Origin of the sequence: Arthrobacter sp. Soil764 (genome assembly GCF_001428075.1) — a bacterium.
GTDB lineage: Bacteria > Actinomycetota > Actinomycetes > Actinomycetales > Micrococcaceae > Arthrobacter.
Genome location: NZ_LMSI01000021.1, coordinates 163,162 through 179,899, shown reverse-complemented (window position 1 = coordinate 179,899; position 16,738 = coordinate 163,162). Strand labels below are relative to the sequence as shown.

General features: G+C 60.8%; 13 protein-coding genes. 8 read left to right on the top strand and 5 right to left on the bottom strand.

The features are described 5' to 3' along the window. Nucleotides 1–79: 79 nt before the first annotated feature. Both dnaN and dnaA read right to left on the bottom strand, forming a co-directional pair. Nucleotides 80–1,204, bottom strand: coding sequence for a DNA polymerase III subunit beta (dnaN, locus tag ASG86_RS15075; protein WP_018769877.1), 1,125 nt, complete (start codon nt 1,202–1,204; stop codon nt 80–82). Between the two features lie 538 nt (nt 1,205–1,742). After that, the gene (gene dnaA / locus ASG86_RS15070) at nt 1,743–3,164 is read right to left on the bottom strand and encodes a chromosomal replication initiator protein DnaA (protein ID WP_018769876.1); all 1,422 of its coding nucleotides are present in this window, start codon (nt 3,162–3,164) and stop codon (nt 1,743–1,745) included. Between the two features lie 467 nt (nt 3,165–3,631). Here dnaA and rpmH point away from each other — a divergent pair, with 467 nt between their 5' ends. From rpmH to ASG86_RS15040, 8 genes are all read left to right on the top strand, one after another. Beyond that, entirely contained in the window at nt 3,632–3,769 is a 138-nt protein-coding gene (rpmH, locus tag ASG86_RS20265; protein WP_003800212.1) for a 50S ribosomal protein L34, read from the top strand. Nucleotides 3,770–3,809: 40 nt separating this feature from the next. After that, entirely contained in the window at nt 3,810–4,220 is a 411-nt protein-coding gene (gene rnpA, locus ASG86_RS20260; RefSeq protein WP_082566806.1) for a ribonuclease P protein component, read from the top strand. Further along, nucleotides 4,213–4,605: a membrane protein insertion efficiency factor YidD gene (gene yidD / locus ASG86_RS15065; RefSeq protein WP_200946273.1), complete on the top strand. Its 393-nt coding sequence runs from the start codon at nt 4,213–4,215 to the stop codon at nt 4,603–4,605. Before rnpA ends, yidD begins: the two co-directional genes overlap by 8 nt. Nucleotides 4,606–4,620: 15 nt before the next feature. Further along, nucleotides 4,621–5,589 carry a membrane protein insertase YidC gene (gene yidC, locus ASG86_RS15060; RefSeq protein WP_056336001.1) on the top strand — a complete coding sequence of 323 codons (969 nt, stop codon included), beginning with the start codon at nt 4,621–4,623 and terminating at the stop codon, nt 5,587–5,589. Next, a complete protein-coding gene (locus tag ASG86_RS15055) occupies nt 5,589–6,152 on the top strand; it encodes a Jag family protein (RefSeq protein ID WP_056335998.1) in 564 nt (187 codons plus the stop codon). Before yidC ends, ASG86_RS15055 begins: the two co-directional genes overlap by 1 nt. A gap of 20 nt (nt 6,153–6,172) precedes the next feature. Continuing rightward, a complete protein-coding gene (rsmG, locus tag ASG86_RS15050) occupies nt 6,173–6,823 on the top strand; it encodes a 16S rRNA (guanine(527)-N(7))-methyltransferase RsmG (protein WP_056335995.1) in 651 nt (216 codons plus the stop codon). Nucleotides 6,824–6,912: 89 nt separating this feature from the next. Then, the gene (locus ASG86_RS15045) at nt 6,913–7,995 is read left to right on the top strand and encodes a ParA family protein (protein ID WP_235565192.1); all 1,083 of its coding nucleotides are present in this window, start codon (nt 6,913–6,915) and stop codon (nt 7,993–7,995) included. 66 nt (nt 7,996–8,061) lie between these two features. Beyond that, a complete protein-coding gene (locus ASG86_RS15040; protein WP_056335988.1) occupies nt 8,062–9,360 on the top strand; it encodes a ParB/RepB/Spo0J family partition protein in 1,299 nt (432 codons plus the stop codon). 4,047 nt (nt 9,361–13,407) lie between these two features. On the opposite strand, the gene trxA is transcribed toward ASG86_RS15040, so the two are convergent. The 3 genes from trxA to ASG86_RS15025 all read right to left on the bottom strand — a co-directional run bounded on the left by trxA (nt 13,408) and on the right by ASG86_RS15025 (nt 16,638). Beyond that, nucleotides 13,408–13,734, bottom strand: a complete 327-nt coding sequence (gene trxA, locus ASG86_RS15035) for a thioredoxin (protein WP_056335985.1) — start codon at nt 13,732–13,734, stop codon at nt 13,408–13,410. Nucleotides 13,735–13,771: 37 nt separating this feature from the next. Then, nucleotides 13,772–14,728, bottom strand: a complete 957-nt coding sequence (gene trxB / locus ASG86_RS15030; protein WP_056335983.1) for a thioredoxin-disulfide reductase — start codon at nt 14,726–14,728, stop codon at nt 13,772–13,774. A gap of 254 nt (nt 14,729–14,982) precedes the next feature. Continuing rightward, entirely contained in the window at nt 14,983–16,638 is a 1,656-nt protein-coding gene (locus ASG86_RS15025) for a hypothetical protein (protein WP_056335979.1), read from the bottom strand. Nucleotides 16,639–16,738 lie beyond the last annotated feature (100 nt).

Below are 16,738 nucleotides of genomic sequence, written 5' to 3'. Positions count from 1 at the left end.
TAGTGGGAGGGTGGCGGTGGGTGGGGCCCCATCGGCTAGGGGCCGGCCTGAGCTTGCGAAGGCTGGGAGCCGATGGGGATTAGTTGGGAAGGCGGACCGGCATCACCAGGTAACGGTAGTCATCCTGGTCCTCGCCGTCGGCATCCGCCTGCGCCGTGATCATGGCGGGCTTGGGTGCCGTGGTGAAAGAGAAGCGGACGAACTTGGTCTCGATGACGCTGAGGCCCTCGATCAGGTAGTGCGGGTTGAAAGCCACCGTGATGTCGTCGCCGGAAAGCTGGGCTTCAAGCTCTTCCGAGGCCTGGGCGTCCTCACCCGTGCCGGCATCCAGGTTCAGCAGGCCTGAGGTGAAGGCCAGCCGGACCGGGGTGTTGCGTTCAGCCACAAGGGAGACACGGCGGACTGCTTCCACGAGTTCCTGGGTCTGGACCGTGGCGTGGATGGGGGTGGACTCCGGGAACAACGAACGGATCTTCGGGTAGTCGCCGTCCACCAGCAGCGACGTGGTGGTGCGGCCACCGCTTTCGAAGCCGATCAGCCGGCTGTCGTCGTCGGACAGGGCCAGATTGATGTCACCGCTGTTGCCCAGGGTCTTGGCGACCTCGTTGAGTGTCTTTGCCTTGACCAGGGCGCTGGTGGAGATGCCGGGAGTCACCGGCTTCCACGGTACTTCCCGCATGGCGAGGCGGTAGCGGTCAGTGGCAAGAAGGGTGATCAGGTCGTCTTCGATCTCCATCCGCACGCCGGTGAGGATGGGGAGGGTGTCGTCCTTGCTGGCCGCGATGATGACCTGCGATACGGCCTGTGCAAAGGCGTCACCCGGGACAGTTCCGCTGATGGCCGGCAGGGCAGGGAGCGGGGGGTATTCGGCTTCCGGCATTGTTGCCAGGTGGAAGCTGCTTCGGCGGCAGGTAAGCGTGACTTTGTTGCCGTCCGTTTCGACGTCGACCGGCGCGGAAGGTAGGCTGCGGCAGATGTCGGCGAGCAGCCGGCCCGAAACAAGGATGGTTCCTTCGTCCCTGATGTCCGCCGTGATTTCAAGCCTTGCCGAAGTCTCGTAGTCGAAGCTGGAGAGGCTTACTGTTCCTGCTTCAGCCTTCAAAAGCAGGCCGGAGAGGACAGGCACTGGCGGCCGCGGAGACAACGAACGGGCTGTCCAGGTGACGGCTTCTGCCAGGACGTCCCGATCGACTCTGAACTTCACGGAAGGGTGCCGCCTTTCATTGCTGCTGCCATGTAAACCCGGGAATTTCGAGGGGAAACTCCGGAAGAAGTTGGGCGCACCCTGGCTGGTGCATGGTCCGTTCAGACCGAAACCACACAAAAACCCAGGGATGGGAGCGCTGCTGACAGCTTAGCCGGAAGATCCTGGATTAACCCATCCCCCACGATCAGGCCCGGCCCGCTTTGGGGCCTGCAGGCCCCGTGGTCGAACATGCGCAGCGATCTTGTTGTTTGAGGGAATTCAATTTTTTGGGATTCGTAGTGTTAATAACTGCTGTGGAAACTGTGGATAACCCAGTCCTGCCCCACCGTTCCGCGGTTAAGCCCTGTTCACGGAGTGTGCGTTAACTGGGTTTTAAACAGGGTGTGGATGGGGACAACGTGAAGGACGGTTTTTAACGATCCACAGGCGCCTTAAGGGTTTTAAGCCCATTAACCGCGCTTGTCCCCTTAAGTATCCACAGGCTTATCCACATGGTCCTGTTAATAAGGTATAGAGCGGCGGCCGCAATGTGGATTCAGGAGTCCCGCTGCTGCTGCTTGATCCGGTTGGTCAGCTCTGTCACCTGGTTGTAGATCACACGGCGCTCGGCCATCAGCTCGCGGATCTTGCGGTCAGCGTGGATGACGGTGGTGTGGTCGCGGCCGCCAAGTTCCTGTCCGATCTTGGGAAGCGACATGTCAGTCAGCTCCCGGCAGAGGTACATGGCGATCTGCCGTGCGGTAACCAGCGTCCGGGTCCGGGACTTGCTGCACAGTTCTTCCATGCTGAGCTTGAAGTAGTCAGCGGTCTGCTGGAGGATCTGGGCGGATGTGATCTCCTGTGCGCCGTCGTCGGTGATCAGATCCTTCAGGACCATCTCCGCAAGGGCTACATCCACGGGCTGGCGGTTCAGGCTTGCGAAGGCCGTCACCCGGATCAGCGCGCCTTCAAGTTCGCGGATGTTGCTTGAAATCTTGGAAGCGATGTACTCCAGGGCATCATCCGGTGCCGACAAGCCCTCGCTCAGCGCCTTCTTGCGGAGGATGGCGATACGGGTTTCGAGTTCCGGCGGCTGGATGTCTGTCAGCAGGCCCCATTCGAACCGGGACTTCATGCGGTCTTCGAAGCCTGCCAGCAGCTTGGGCGGCTGGTCCGAGGTGATAACCACCTGCTTGTTGTTGTTATGCAGCGAGTTGAAGGTGTGGAAGAACTCCTCCAGCGTCCGGTCCTTGCCGGCCAGGAACTGGATGTCATCAATGAGCAGCACATCCACATTCCGGTACGTGGTCTTGAAGCTGGCGCCCTCGTCATCACGGATGGAGTTGATGAAGTCGTTGGTGAATTCTTCGGAGTTGACGTAGCGGACCCGGATTCCGCTGTAGAGCCGCCGGGCGTAGTGGCCGATCGCGTGCAGCAGGTGGGTCTTGCCCAGCCCGGAGTCACCGTAGATGAACAGCGGGTTGTAGGCCTTGGCCGGTGCTTCGGCGACGGCGACGGCGGCGGCGTGCGCAAAGCGGTTCGAGGAACCGATCACGAAGGTATCGAAGACGTATTTGGGGTTCAGCCGGCCGAATTCATGCGAAGTGCTGGGCAGCATGGGCTGCGGCTTCTGCTCGATCAGCTGGTCGGGCGCGTAAGCCGGTTCGACGACGGGCTCGGGCTCTTCGTGGATGGGAACCAGATCGGTGTCGACGTCGATCGCGCAGCGGATGTCCTCGGAGAAGACGTTGTGCAGGGCATCGTCCAGGGCGTCCTTGACCTGGGTCTGCAGCACTTCCCTGGTGAGTTCGTTGGGGACGGCAACCAGGAGGGTGGAACCGATGAGGCCCTGTGCCTGGGCGAGGATGACAAAGCCCCTTTGGCGTGGGGATACACGGTGGTCCTGTTCCAGCAGGCTGACAACCCGGCGCCAGGAACTTCCGACAGTATTGGCGTGGTTGGCTTCGTCTACTGTCATCAATCGGTTCCCTCAAAACTTGCTTTGCCTGCATTGCCTGCAGCCCAAGTCCGGAACCAGGGTGCTGGCCCCACTTAATCCACAGGGTTATGCACAGCGCGTGGATAATCGGCTACTGGGACACTCTAGGGGATGAAAAGCCCAGAAGATAGCTGGGTATCCGGCTGTGGATAATTACACCAGTGTGGTTCTTCAAACGGCCCTGTGAGCCACTTCATCCACAGGCTGTTGGGGATACTTAGGCACAGCTGGGGACAGCCCGGGAGGACCCTTCCGGTTTGACTCGGGGCCGTAAATTGCCCTAACGTTGTGAAGTCCTTTGTGTCCGCTTTTGGCCCCATCTGAACTCCCCAGGCGCAGTGCGTCAGGGCAGCCGGGGGAAGCGTGCATATACAAAACTTAGCGTCGGCCAGTTCTTCCCCATACTGATCGGGTGGGCGCACCTTTGATCCACTGGAGTAACTAACGTGAGCAAGCGGACTTTTCAGCCGAATAACCGCCGTCGAGCCAAGAAGCACGGCTTCCGCCTTCGTATGCGTACCCGTGCCGGCCGTGCCATCCTGGCAGCCCGTCGTGGCAAGGGCCGCACCGAACTGTCGGCCTAAATAACTGGCTTGTCGGTAGACATCCCTTTGCGAGTTTAAGGTGCTGGCCGCCCGCAACCGCTTGAGGACCTCAACCGATTTTTCAACAACTGTACGTTCCGGTGTCCGCAATGGGCGCCGGAACGTAGTGTTATATGCGGCAGCCATTGCTGCCGACGAACCCAGCCGGATCGGGTTCATTGTTTCCAAAAGTGTAGGGAACGCTGTGGTTAGGAACCTCGTTAAGAGGAGACTGAGAGAAGCAGCTGCTGCCTCCTTGGGCGAGCACCGTACGGGACTGGCTATCGTGGTCCGGGCGCTTCCGGCGTCCGCGTCCGCCAGTTGGGACCAGCTGCTGTCGGACTACAACGCTGCACTGGAATCTACGCTGAACCGGCTGGCTGGCCGCCCTCCACGGGCTGCCGCGACAGGTTCAGCCGGTACAACACAGAAGGGGACAACGCGTGCCTAACGCCACCGCCGTCGTCGCCCTTTTCAGCAACCTGGCCGCCGCCGTCGGGAGGTTCTTCTGGAACCTGCCCCGGAACATCCTCATCCTTCTGCTGATGGCTTACCGCAAGGTGGTTTCTCCCTTGTACGGGCCGGTCTGCCGATTCTTCCCTTCATGCTCGGCCTATGCCCTTGAAGCGGTCACCGTCCATGGAGCCGTCAAGGGCAGCTGGCTCGCGGTCCGGCGCCTGGGCCACTGCCATCCATGGAACGCCGGCGGAGTGGACCACGTCCCCGCCGGCCACAGGGAATGGCCCGCAGGCCAGACCCCCAAAATTGTTGTGTTGAACAATCCGGACAGGTACCTGATTGCTCGGACTGATGAAGAAGGCCGCAGTGCGGCCTGACGAATAGGGATAAGTATGGACTTCTTTGGAACAATCATGGCCCCGTTCAAGTGGCTGGTTTCCATCATCATGATCGGATTCCACGATGGCCTGAGCGCCATCGGGATGCCTGCTGCGAACGGCTGGACCTGGACGCTGTCCATCATTGGACTCGTGCTGGTGATCCGTGCCGCACTGATTCCGGTATTCGTCAAGCAAATCAAGGCCCAGCGTGGCATGCAGCTGCTGCAGCCGGACCTGAAGAAGCTCCAGGACAAGTACAAGGGCAAGACCGACCAACTGTCCCGCCAGGCCATGGCCCAGGAACAGATGGCCATGTACAAGAAGCACGGGACCAACCCGTTCTCGGCCTGCCTGCCCATGCTGATCCAGATGCCGTTCTTCTTCGCACTGTTCCAGGTGTTGTCAGGAATCACTGCAGCGCGCCAGACTGGTGCAGGCATCGGTGCCATGAGCCACGAGCAGGTGGTGCAGTTCGATGAATCCAGCATTTTCGGCGCCCCACTCTCCGCATCCCTGTTGCATGGTGGCGGCGGTAACCAGGTTGCTGTGTGGATCCTCTCGATCATCATGATCCTGGCCATGACGGCGTCGCAGTTCATCACCCAGAAGCAGATCATGGCAAAGAACATGTCCGAAGAGGCCATGGCCAGCCCCTTCATGCGCCAGCAGAAGATGATGCTCTACATCCTGCCCCTCGTCTTCGGCGTGGGTGGCATCAACTTCCCCATCGGTGTCCTCATCTACTGGACCACCACTAACCTCTGGACCATGGGCCAGCAGTTCTTCGTCATCCGCCGCATGCCGACGCCGGGATCCCCCGCAGCCAAGGCCCTCGCCGAACGCCGTGCCGCCAAGGGCCTGCCGGCCCTGTCCGTCCTTACCGGCAAGCGGGACGAAGCAGCCGACACCGCTGGCTCCTCCGCAGTTGAGATCAAGGGACAGCGCGTCCAGCCCCAGCGCAAGAACAGGAAGAAGAAGTAATGTCAGCCGAGAGCACCGAGCACGCCTTCTCTGAAGAGATCGAAGATCAGGACGAGTCCGTGAACCAGGATGCTTCGTCCCCCAAGGGCTCCGCCGCCAGCCGCCTCGAGGAAGAGGGGGACGTGGCTGCAGACTACCTGGAGGAACTGCTGGACATCGCCGACATCGACGGCGACATCGACATTGAGGTCCGCAACGGCAGGACGTACATCTCCATCGTGGCCGAAGAGGAGTCCGTTGGGCTCGAAGGCCTGGTTGGCGAAGACGGCGAGGTCCTTGAGGCCCTCCAGGAGCTCACCCGGCTGGCTGTCCTGTCCGCCACGGAGAACCGTTCCCGGCTTGTCCTGGACATCAACGGCTACCGGCAGGAACGCACCGGCCATCTGCAGAAGATCGCCGAGGATGCTGCAGCGTCTGTCAAGGAGACCGGCAAGTCTGTGGCGCTGGAACCGATGAGCGCCTACGAACGCAAGATCGTGCACGACGCCGTAGCCGACCTCGGCTTCGTGAGTGAGTCCGAGGGCGAAGGCGCCGGACGCCACATTGTTGTTTCCGCAGACTAGAGAATGCTGACCCGATAACCATGGTTGACATCACGGCAGCAGAGCTTCGCGCTGCTGAGAAGATCTTCGGCGACCGCCTGGAACTGGCCAAGCGCTACGTGGAGCACCTGGCCACGTCCGGGACGGAGCGCGGCCTGATTGGGCCGCGTGAGGTTCCGCGCCTGTGGAGCCGCCACGTGCTCAATTGTGCTGTCATTGAAAGCGAAATTGCCCAGGGAAGCCACGTTGCCGACGTCGGAAGCGGCGCCGGACTGCCGGGGCTTTGCCTTGCCATCGCCCGTCCCGACCTTGAGCTGACGCTCATCGAACCGCTGGAGCGCCGCGTGATCTGGCTCCAGGAAGTGGTCGATGACCTCGGCCTGGACAATGTCACCGTGATGCGCACCCGTGCTGAGCTGGCGGTGGGGCATGTGGAGGCTGACGTGGTGACGGCCCGGGCCGTATCCGCTTTGTCCAACCTTGCCGGCCTGACCATCCCGCTTCTTGGCGGCCACGGTGAAGTGGTGGCCATCAAGGGCCGGAGTGCGGGCGAGGAGATCGAAAAGGCGGCCAAGACCATCCGCAAGCTGGGTGGTGTCGAGACCTCCGTGCTGACCGTCGGCGACAATCTCCTGGAGGAGCCCACCACGGTGGTCCGCATCGTGGTGAACAAGTCCCAAAAGAAGTCCTAATGCGGGCCTGCTGACGGCTGTCAGCAGGCCGGAGCGGTTAGGCTAGACAACGGCAGCAAAATTGGCTGAACGAGAGTGAGTGTGCCCCAGTGACCAGTAGTGAAGCCTCCGCACAACGGATCCCACCGTTTGTGTCTTTGGGGTCGGCACGTTCTGTCGCTGGGTCGGGGTTGGCGGGGAGTGCCATGGCTCCCGGACGCGGCGGAAATCACCCTAAGACGGTTGGTTCAGCCGCCTCTGCTAGAGCAGTTTCACGTGAAACAACCTCTGGTGGTCGTTCAAACGTTATTGATGCCATTGATGACTCAAGCCCCATCGCGCGCGAACTTGCACACGAGACCAAGCGCCGCGAACGGCTGGTGGGCCGCCAACTGCCCCGGCCCGATAAAACGCGGATCTTCACCGTTTCAAACCAAAAGGGCGGCGTCGGCAAGACCACCACAACCGTGAACATTGCCGCGGCACTGGCGGCGGCTGGACTGAACGTTCTGGTTATCGATATCGACCCGCAGGGCAACGCTTCCACCGCGTTGGGAATCGAACACCATGCCGATGTGGACAGCATCTACGATGTTTTGATCAATGACGTCCCGCTGGCCGATGTTGTTGCCCCGTGCCCCGATATAGGGAAGCTCATCTGCGCCCCGGCCACCATCCACCTTGCGGGTGCCGAGATCGAACTGGTGTCGCTCGTGGCCCGCGAACAGCGCTTGCGCCGCGCTATCGACGTCTACGCGAAGACCCGCGAGAAGAACGGTGAAGAGCGCCTGGACTACGTGTTCATTGACTGCCCGCCCAGCCTGGGCCTGCTGACGGTCAACGCGTTCTGTGCAGCCAGTGAAGTGCTGATTCCCATCCAGTGCGAGTACTACGCCTTGGAAGGCCTGAGCCAGCTCCTCAAGAACATCGAGATGATTCAGAAGCACCTCAACGCTGACCTCGTTGTTTCCACCATCCTTCTGACGATGTATGACGGCCGCACCAACCTTGCGGCACAAGTCGCTGCGGAGGTACGGCAGCACTTCCCCGACCAGGTTCTTTCGGCCGTGGTTCCGCGGTCGGTGCGCATTTCTGAGGCGCCCAGCTACCAGCAGACGGTCATGACATACGATCCGTCCTCGAGTGGTGCACTGTCCTACCTGGAAGCCGCTGCTGAAATAGCGGAACGCTAAAATCTTCATTACCGCAACGCACGGAGCCAGGCTGGTCCGGGGCTCTACCACTGGAGGGATTTACCCATGAGCGAGAAGCGACGGGGCCTAGGCCGCGGTCTTGGCGCGCTGATTCCGAGTTCCGCCGCAACTAATGGGGCCGGCAACGGTGGTGCGGTATCCCGGCCTGTGGATTTGTTCTTTCCGGAAGGCCGTAAGAAGACCGAGCCGCTGGAAGAACCTGCAGTCAACAGCGCCAACGTACAGGACAAGGACGTCGCTGCCGCGGGGACGCGACCGTCCGCAGCTGAAGCAGCTTCTGCCAAGCCGGATTCGGACAAGACTAGTAACGATAAGAAGTCCGCTCCTGCAGTCGATGAGGCTCCGGCGAAGAAGGCTCCTGCCAGGAAGGCCACTGCGGGCTCCAAGGAGAAGCCTGAACCCTCCCCTGACGTGGAATCCGCCGCTGCCACCGAGGTGAACGGGGCTCCTGCGGCAGAGAACCGGAAGCCAGCCAAGACCGACCCTGCGGACACGCGGGCAGACTCCGGCGTTGAGCTGGTGGAGGTTCCCGGTGCGCGGTTCGCAGAGATTCCCGTGTCCGATATCCATCCGAACCGCAAACAGCCCCGAAATGTCTTCGATGAAGATGACATGGCTGAGCTGGTGCACTCTGTCCGCGAGATCGGTGTCCTACAGCCGATTGTTGTTCGCACATCAACCGAAAACGATAGTGAACCGTACGAACTTGTCATGGGTGAGCGCCGCTGGCGCGCCGTGCAGGCAGCGGGGCTGGATACCATTCCTGCCATCATCCGCGATACGGCGGATGACGATCTCCTGCGGGATGCGCTGCTTGAGAACCTTCACCGCAGCCAGCTGAATCCCCTCGAAGAGGCTGCTGCGTACCAGCAACTCCTGGAGGACTTCGGCACCACCCATGAGCAGTTGGCAGACCGCATCGGGCGTTCCCGTCCCCAGGTGTCGAACACGCTCCGGCTGTTGAAGCTTCCCCCGCTGGTGCAGCGGCGTGTTGCTGCAGGTGTGCTGTCGGCGGGCCACGCCCGGGCTTTGCTCTCCCTACCGGATGCTGCTGCCATGGAGCGTCTTGCGCAGAAGATTGTTGCCGAGGGAATGTCTGTCCGCGCCACGGAGGAGGCGGTGACCCTGTACCAGGATCCTGCCAAGCCGGCAAAGAACAATATTCCGAGGCCCGGTGCACGGCATGAGCGCCTGGACTACCTTGCATCATCACTCTCTGACCGCCTTGATACCAATGTCAAGATCTCCCTCGGGGTGAGGAAGGGCAAAGTCAGCATTGAGTTCGCCAGCGTCGAGGACCTAAACCGAATCATGGATGTACTTGCACCTGGTTCCACCAACTAACTCCCCCGCGAAAGACCCGATTCATTATGAATCGGGTCTTTTTCTTTTGACGTTGTCACCAAGCCCGTCCGAGTGCCGCTGGCGTCGTATTCTTGCCACGCTCGTGTAGTTCCTTGGGTCTGCATCCGCGTCGAACTACGAAACCTTTGTCAATTACGCGTCTTCGTCCGTGGAACCTAATTGTTCTAGGCTCTATCGGGCAGCCTCAACTGGACAACGGTGCGTTCAAAATGCCTCGCTTAGGCCACGGAGCGCTCCTCGCTGCCGCTTCCGTGGCCCTCGGCACTGATCTTATCCCTGTACCTCTTCATATATGAGCGTGACCCTCCCCCGTGGTGGATTTGCGGCCTGCTCTATGGTCGCACCTCTATAGTTGCAGCCCAATGCAGCCCGCTCGGACCAACTTGTTCGGTTCCTGTTTCACGTGAAACCAATGGTTGGACCCCGCGGGCCGACGGCTGCAGCGGGATTGGTGTGTCATTCCCTGGCATTTGGCCAAGCCGATAGGATCAGTCCGTGCTGGTACCCAAATCAGAACGGGCCTCGGCGTATTGATGCTTCTGCAAGGGGCTTGACCAGGACTTCATCTGTATTGCGAATACGTCCCACACAGCCTTCATCTTCTGCCCCGCGGCTGCGAATGCTGCATTTATTCTTGCCTTCGCACAGGCGTGCGCGCCGTCTAACACCTACTCGCAGGGCCAGGGCGACATAGTGCTCCCGTGCGCACCAGGTGCGCACGGAGGCGATTGAGGGTCCTGCGGGCTAACTAACCCGTCGCAAGTTTGCAGCCGATGGCATGTGTGGCTGATGGGGACGGGTACTGGAGAACTTCCCGCCTCCATGAGCCGTGGTGGCGGTTCCTTCCGGTGTGTACCGATGTGATCGCCGATTCCGTTGGATCTACACTGATGCTCAGGTCCTGTTGGTACAAGTAATCACTAAGTCGACTGGCCTCTGCGCCCGAGGTGCAGATGACCGGGGCCCGAAGGATCTGCTCTGGCACGTTCGTAGGATCCATCCACGGGTTGGCGCAGGGCTAGGAGAGATGTGGGCCATTTACTGACGATGATCACCGCGTCATGGGCGCCGGTACCGGTAAAGGTACCGGTACTCGGCGAATCCGGCCGGGGCAGACTTTGTTTCACGTGAAACGACGATGCCGAGAGCGGCTTCCCACACTTGCGATAGCCGAAGTAAACGGTGGCGCCTTCGTCTGGAGTGGCAGTTGTTACACGTGAAACGGCATGTACTGCGATGGTGATCTTGAACGGGAGGGATTGCTTGGTCTTCAAGGATGATCTTCTTCAGTAGCTTGATGCGCTTGATTCCATCGCGATTATAGCTTCGGCTGCTCCGGCGCTTGTCGTGATCTCTTACATCCCAGGCACAAAAGGTTTGCACATCCATTCGCCTGTCCCCCTGGTTTAGCAGCCCCTGATAAATGTGTTGGGCCGGCAGCTGGCTACGATGGTGCGAGACCTTCGCTTGCGGTGGGACCAAGGTTGGCGGTCGTATGGCAGCAGAGCATGATTCCTCGACCGGGTATGCGCCGTGTCCGGCGACTGTGACAGCCAAGTGGCTGCGTCGTGCAGCGACCCTTCGTTTGCATCGGTCCACCGCGCAAGCGAACTGCGAGGCGCAAAGGGCAGGGAGGGGGTAGCGACATTGTCCAGGGAGCAGTCAACGGCGTAGTTGGTGCTAGTGCGCTTCGGCCTGATCTCCCGTGGGCAGCGTCGACCTCATCAGGTCCGGGCTAGAAGGCAGCGGACGCAGCTGTAGGAGCTTGTCGGTGGGTTGAGGGGAGGCAACGTCTGGTTCCCCTCCCGGGGACAAAGTATGCGAGCACCCCGAAGCGCCGGACCCGTGTGCAATGTCACCAGTGGATATCCCTGTGGATAGCACTGTGGACAAGGATGTGCATAACACCCCCCGCACGCGTCAAAGGACCGACCGCCCTCGTCCGCAAGGAGCGCAGCCCGGTCGCGTGCGGTTCGTCCTTGATGCTCCAACCTCTGCGGCGTTTCACGTGAAACTCGGATACGCGCGCAGCGTGTGGTACTCCCAGGCTTTGAAACAACCGCAAAGAGGCGTTTCTCTTGCCTAACTCGCTCGGGGAAGCCGAACATGCTGGCATTAGTCACCAAGCATCGTCTTGCAATTGCGCCCGCTTGGTTGGAGCTGCGGGGATTCCTACTAAAGCTTCAATGTCGCCACAGTGACTGACCGCGGTCTCGGCCTGTGGATAAGATTGTGGACATCTTTACGATGGCGTGTGGATAACCGTGTGGATGGGCACTGCCATCCCCGCCATAGTTAGTGCTTATGAGAAGTGGACGGCGGCCGGCCAAGGGATACTCGCAGGTCCGTCCTTGATCCCAAACGGTCAACCCGGAGCCTCCCGCCGGAGAAGCGTGAAGGTTCATTGCACGTGCTTGGGAAGACCTGGATAGCCCACTGGACGGATGGCGAGATTTAGGGGCCCTTCAAACCCCTATTGTTCAACCGGCGTCCGGGACTGCCGGCCTTGCCCCGAGACGCCGTGTTGTAGATCAGCTGAGACCGCGGGGTCCTGCAAGCTTCCTTCTTAGCTCCAGATCTCGCACCTTTGCCCGCACCGGTAGTGTGTTGCATAAAAGGCAGACCATACGTCGTTGCACGACGCAGGGTTGTCCTCGTGCGGAATTTCATGACGCGCCTCCGCTTGGAAGAGGGCATGTCCTTCTTCCCCATGGGGCTGCCGCGAGCTATTGGTATAGCCGGTGGTGGGTGGCCGCTGAGGGAAGGCGCCTGGGCTCCCCCGGGTATCGGCGCTACAGTCCATCGCGTGCGTTTCACGTGAAACACATCCCCAGGCTGCGATGTTTCACGTGAAACGGCGCATGATCGAGATGGCGCGTAGCGCGCTGACGAAATCACAGAGGCAAACGTCGAGGCCAGGAGGATGTCCTCCCCCAAGCACCTCGGCATCCGCGCGGACTATGGCTTGCTGGCGCCACGCCCTTCATCGCTTCCGCCACGTCAGAGTATGCATGTCAGCTGTCCACTTAGAAAATTGGCCATTGGCCGTGGGGAAGTTCATGGGACAACCTCCGTATTAATGGCTGAAAAAGTATGTGGAGTGGTCCTGGTCCCTGCAGAACTCCACTGCGCCCGGCGTCGTATGCGCGACGTTTTCTAGCGTGGCAAGACACTGCAGCAGTCCGGTGTGTCCATAAATCTGAGTTGCCGGCATAGATCCTCCGTCTTCTCGTTTCCCTCTTCGTGGACTTTGGTCCACCGCAGGTTCCTGGACAGCCAAGGCACCACGCCAGGCGGTAGAAGGTACGCAGGACAACGTTGCGGAGCAGCGGCTGAAATAGTCATCCTCACGCGTCCGGTACCTGCATGCCCGCCGGCGCCGCTAGCCCCGGACTCCCTGGCTTGCCGTTCCCCATGGTTTCGAGCCTTTGGGCGCGGCATGCGGAACGGCAATTGCCTGTACACAGGCTTGATGGGCAGCTGACCGTGGATTAGGGCGCGTTCCTTTGTGTTTTTCTTAACATTCCGAGGGAGCATGCGTTGCGAACCACGATCTACCGAGCGGATCGGCTGCGCGTTCCGATTGGACGGTGGGAATTGTTTCACGTGAAACCATTCCGACAGCGATGCCCTCCCCGCTCGCTTTGTTGGAGCTTTAGCCCGGGCAAAACCAACCCCAAGCCGCGAAGTCGCGAGGCCGGAGCAGACACCGATTGCGAATTCGAGTAGCTTGTGCCGCTTGCCTCGATCCTTCGGCTAGCTACCGGGGGTCGGATGGTGCTGACGCTCGTCGCATTCTTCACCTCAGGCCGCGCAGGTTCAGCATTGGCCGTGTTGGCGGTCTTAGCTCAGACGATTGACAGGTTCTGCCAATTCGAGTTAAGGAGACGGAATATTGGCAGCGGGAGTTTCACGTGAAACATCACTGGCAACCGATCGCGCGCAGGGCAAAAGAATGGCCACCGCTGCGGGGCGGTGGCCATTCTTCTATTCCAACTCCCCTGCGTCGTACCAGGGGTCAGTCACTTACGAAAGAACGTCAGAGAATTCCTTCTCAAAGAACTGCTTGGGTTTGGCACCGATGACAGTGCTCTTCACTTCGCCACCCTGGAAGAGGTAGACGGCCGGGATAGAGGTGATTCCGTATTCAGCGGCAATGGCAGGGTTGTCATCAACATTTACCTTGACGACGTCCACCTTTTCGCTGTACTCGACAGAGATTTCGTCCAGAATGGGCCCGAGCTTGCGGCAGGGGCCGCACCATTCGGCCCAGAAATCGACGATTACCGGCTTCTCGGCGGACAGGACGTCGGTGCCGAAACTTGCGTCAGTTACATCTTTAGCGTTGCTCATAACCTTATCTTTCTCTTCGGATATCAATGGGCGCAGATTATGCCGGCAGGTCTGCCAGGTAGTGTTCGACGTCGATTGCCGCCACGCAGCCGGAACCGGAAGCGGTGATGGCCTGACGGTACGTGAGGTCCACGACATCGCCGGCAGCGAACACACCGGGGAGGCTTGTCCTGGAGCTGCGACCTTCCACGGCGATAGTTGCCTCTGGCGTCAACTCGAGGACGTCTTTGACGAGGTCGGTACGGGGATCATTGCCGATAGCGACGAAGACACCGGTGACTGCGAGCTCCGAGAGCGAACCGTCCAACAGGTTCTTCAACCGAAGACCGCTCACTTTGTCGGTTCCCAGGACATCGTCCACGGTGCTGTTCCAGACGAACTTGATCTTCTCGTGGGCGAGTGCGCGGTCTGCCATGATTTTGGAGGCCTTCAGCGAATCACGGCGGTGGACAACCGTTACTGATTTCGCAAACTTGGTGAGGAACAGAGCCTCTTCCATGGCCGAGTCACCGCCGCCGATAACCGCAATGTCCTGGTCCTTGAAAAAGAAACCATCGCAGGTTGCACACCAGCTAACACCATGGCCTGAGAGCCGCTTCTCGTTAGGCAGACCAAGTTCCCTGTAGGCAGAGCCAGTGGAGAGGATGACGGCTTTGGCCTGGAAGGTCTCCCCCGTGGCGATGGTCACTGTCTTGACCGGACCCTCGAGCTCCAGTGCAGTGACGTCCTCAAACTGAATCTCGGTCCCGAAGCGCGCCGCCTGCTTCTCGAAGTTTTCCATGAGGTCCGGCCCCATGATCCCTTCAGGAAAGCCGGGGTAGTTTTCCACGTCGGTGGTGTTCATCAACTCACCGCCGGCGGTCACTGATCCTGCCAGCAGCAGAGGCTTGAGGTTCGCCCGGGCTGTATAGACGGCTGCCGTGTAGCCCGCCGGGCCTGAGCCCACAATGATGACGTCGCGAACGTCGGACGCCGTCTTCTCTTCGATGGTCACTGGACCGTGAACCTCTTCCTTGTTCGACTCGCCTCCCTGTGGAGGCCGGCCACATGGCACAACTGTGCCCGCGTGCTGAATATTCCAGCGCCCGGACAAGGTGAACCATCGGGGAAGACGGGAGACCAGCCGTCACAGGGCGCTTTTTCCAGACTACCTTCCCGTTGCGGCTGCGCGGCGGGCAGCAGTAACAGCAGCAGTAACACCCAGGGCCGTAATGACGCGTGTTACGGCCCTTGCTGGTGAGATCTTTGCTACTGGACCTTGATCTCCGCCAACCGGAGGCCGTAGCCGTAGCGGGTCTTGGGAGCCGCCAGCTTGGGAAGTGAATTGATGGAGACAATCACGTACTGTGCCTGGACCGGTTCCGGGAGCGGCATGTTCAGGTCAGTGGAGGTGAAGCTGTTGGTTCCTACCGCCTTGGCTCCGTCCATGGAAGGCCGGTCATTGGTGTAGACGGTGATGTTGCCGCCCGACCCGCCAAGCTGGGAGAGCGTGATGGAAGAGACAGTGGCAGTGCCCTTGAGTTTCACCACGAGGGGAACACCCTGCGGCGCCAAGCCACCCCAGTTCTCGGTGGCGAATTCCATGTCGGACCAGTAACTGGCAGCGTTGCCGTCGTAGGCCTTGATCAGATCGCGATCGAAGGTTGCGGCAAAGTCGAAGTTCCCCTGCCGGCTGACACTCTCGATGGCCGGAGGAACTGCAGGCGGGGCAGACGGTGCTGCCTGCGTTGCAGGTGCTGACGCCTGGGAACTGGTGGTTGCCGGGGCGGCTGTCGGCTTGGCCTGCGGCTCGGAGGTGAAGAGGCTGCCGAGGTTGGTTACGGCGAAGATCAGGCCTGCGATCAGCACGACGGCCAGGAGGCCGCCAACCAACCAGCGCATTGAACGGGGCTGGTTTTCGGACTCATCACGGTCATCGTCGTCATCGTCACGGTCGGCGAACGCCACGCCGGCGGCAGCGGGTGCCGCCGCACGGGCGAAGAAGGCCGGCTTGCCCGTTGCGGGAGGCTGTTCCCGCGGGGATTCGTGAGTGTCCTCGTAGTGGTCCTTGTCCCCTGCCTGCGCATAGTCGTCATCGGACCACAGGGAAACCTTTGGCGTGCGGTCCTCTTCGGAGGGCTGGACCCGCGGCTGGGGTGTGCTTGTGGCAGCCGTATCGTTGGGACCCGTATCTGCGTCCGCGGAGCCGGCGCGCGCCTGCAGGGATGGGTCATGAGGGGCGACAGGCTGTGCGGCAGTGGCATCCGGATCGATCCGGGAGGCCCCGCCACCCGCCTTCGAGGCCGCCGCACCTGCAGCACCCGCACCACCGGCAGCGGCGGTCCCGACACCGGAACCTTTACCGGAACCCGCAGCGGCTGCGCCGTTGCGTCCGGGCGCAGCGGGCTGCTGGGACTCGGGGCGGGCAGCAGGCCTGGGCGGTACTGCGGGAGCGGAACGGTATGGATCAACCTGGCTGGGGTGCGTATCGGCGTAGTTGATGTATCCGGCGTCGACGTGGTCTTCCTCGTCGTACGGCTCGGGTTCGTGCGACCGCGGCTGGCCGAAGATCTCACTGCCCAGGGTGTCCGTGAAGAACGGTTCCACATAGGGCGGGTTGGGCGCCACTGCCAAGTCCAGCAGGTCTGCGGCGGACGTGTGGTTGGTGATGAGGTAGGTGGCGTCCTCGGTGACGCCAAGGTCCAGTACCTGTACGGTGCCGGGACGTTCGCCCGTGGCGACTTCGCGGGCACTCTGGGCAACCTGTTCGGTGTTCTCCGGTCCGGCTACCAGGATACTGACCGGGCGGTTGAGGACCTGGTCCACACCGTCCAGCACCAGATCGTGGTCGTGCGAGGCCAACACTGTGGCGGTGACCTTGTAGCGGCCGCCCAGTACTGATCCGACATCGATCGGGTTGGACACGTGTTCCTCCTAGACTGTCCGGGATTGCCGGTCTGGTGACGCAACCGCCGTTCGGGTGCCGCGCATGGCAAAACCCCGAATGCAACTACCCCTGTACCTG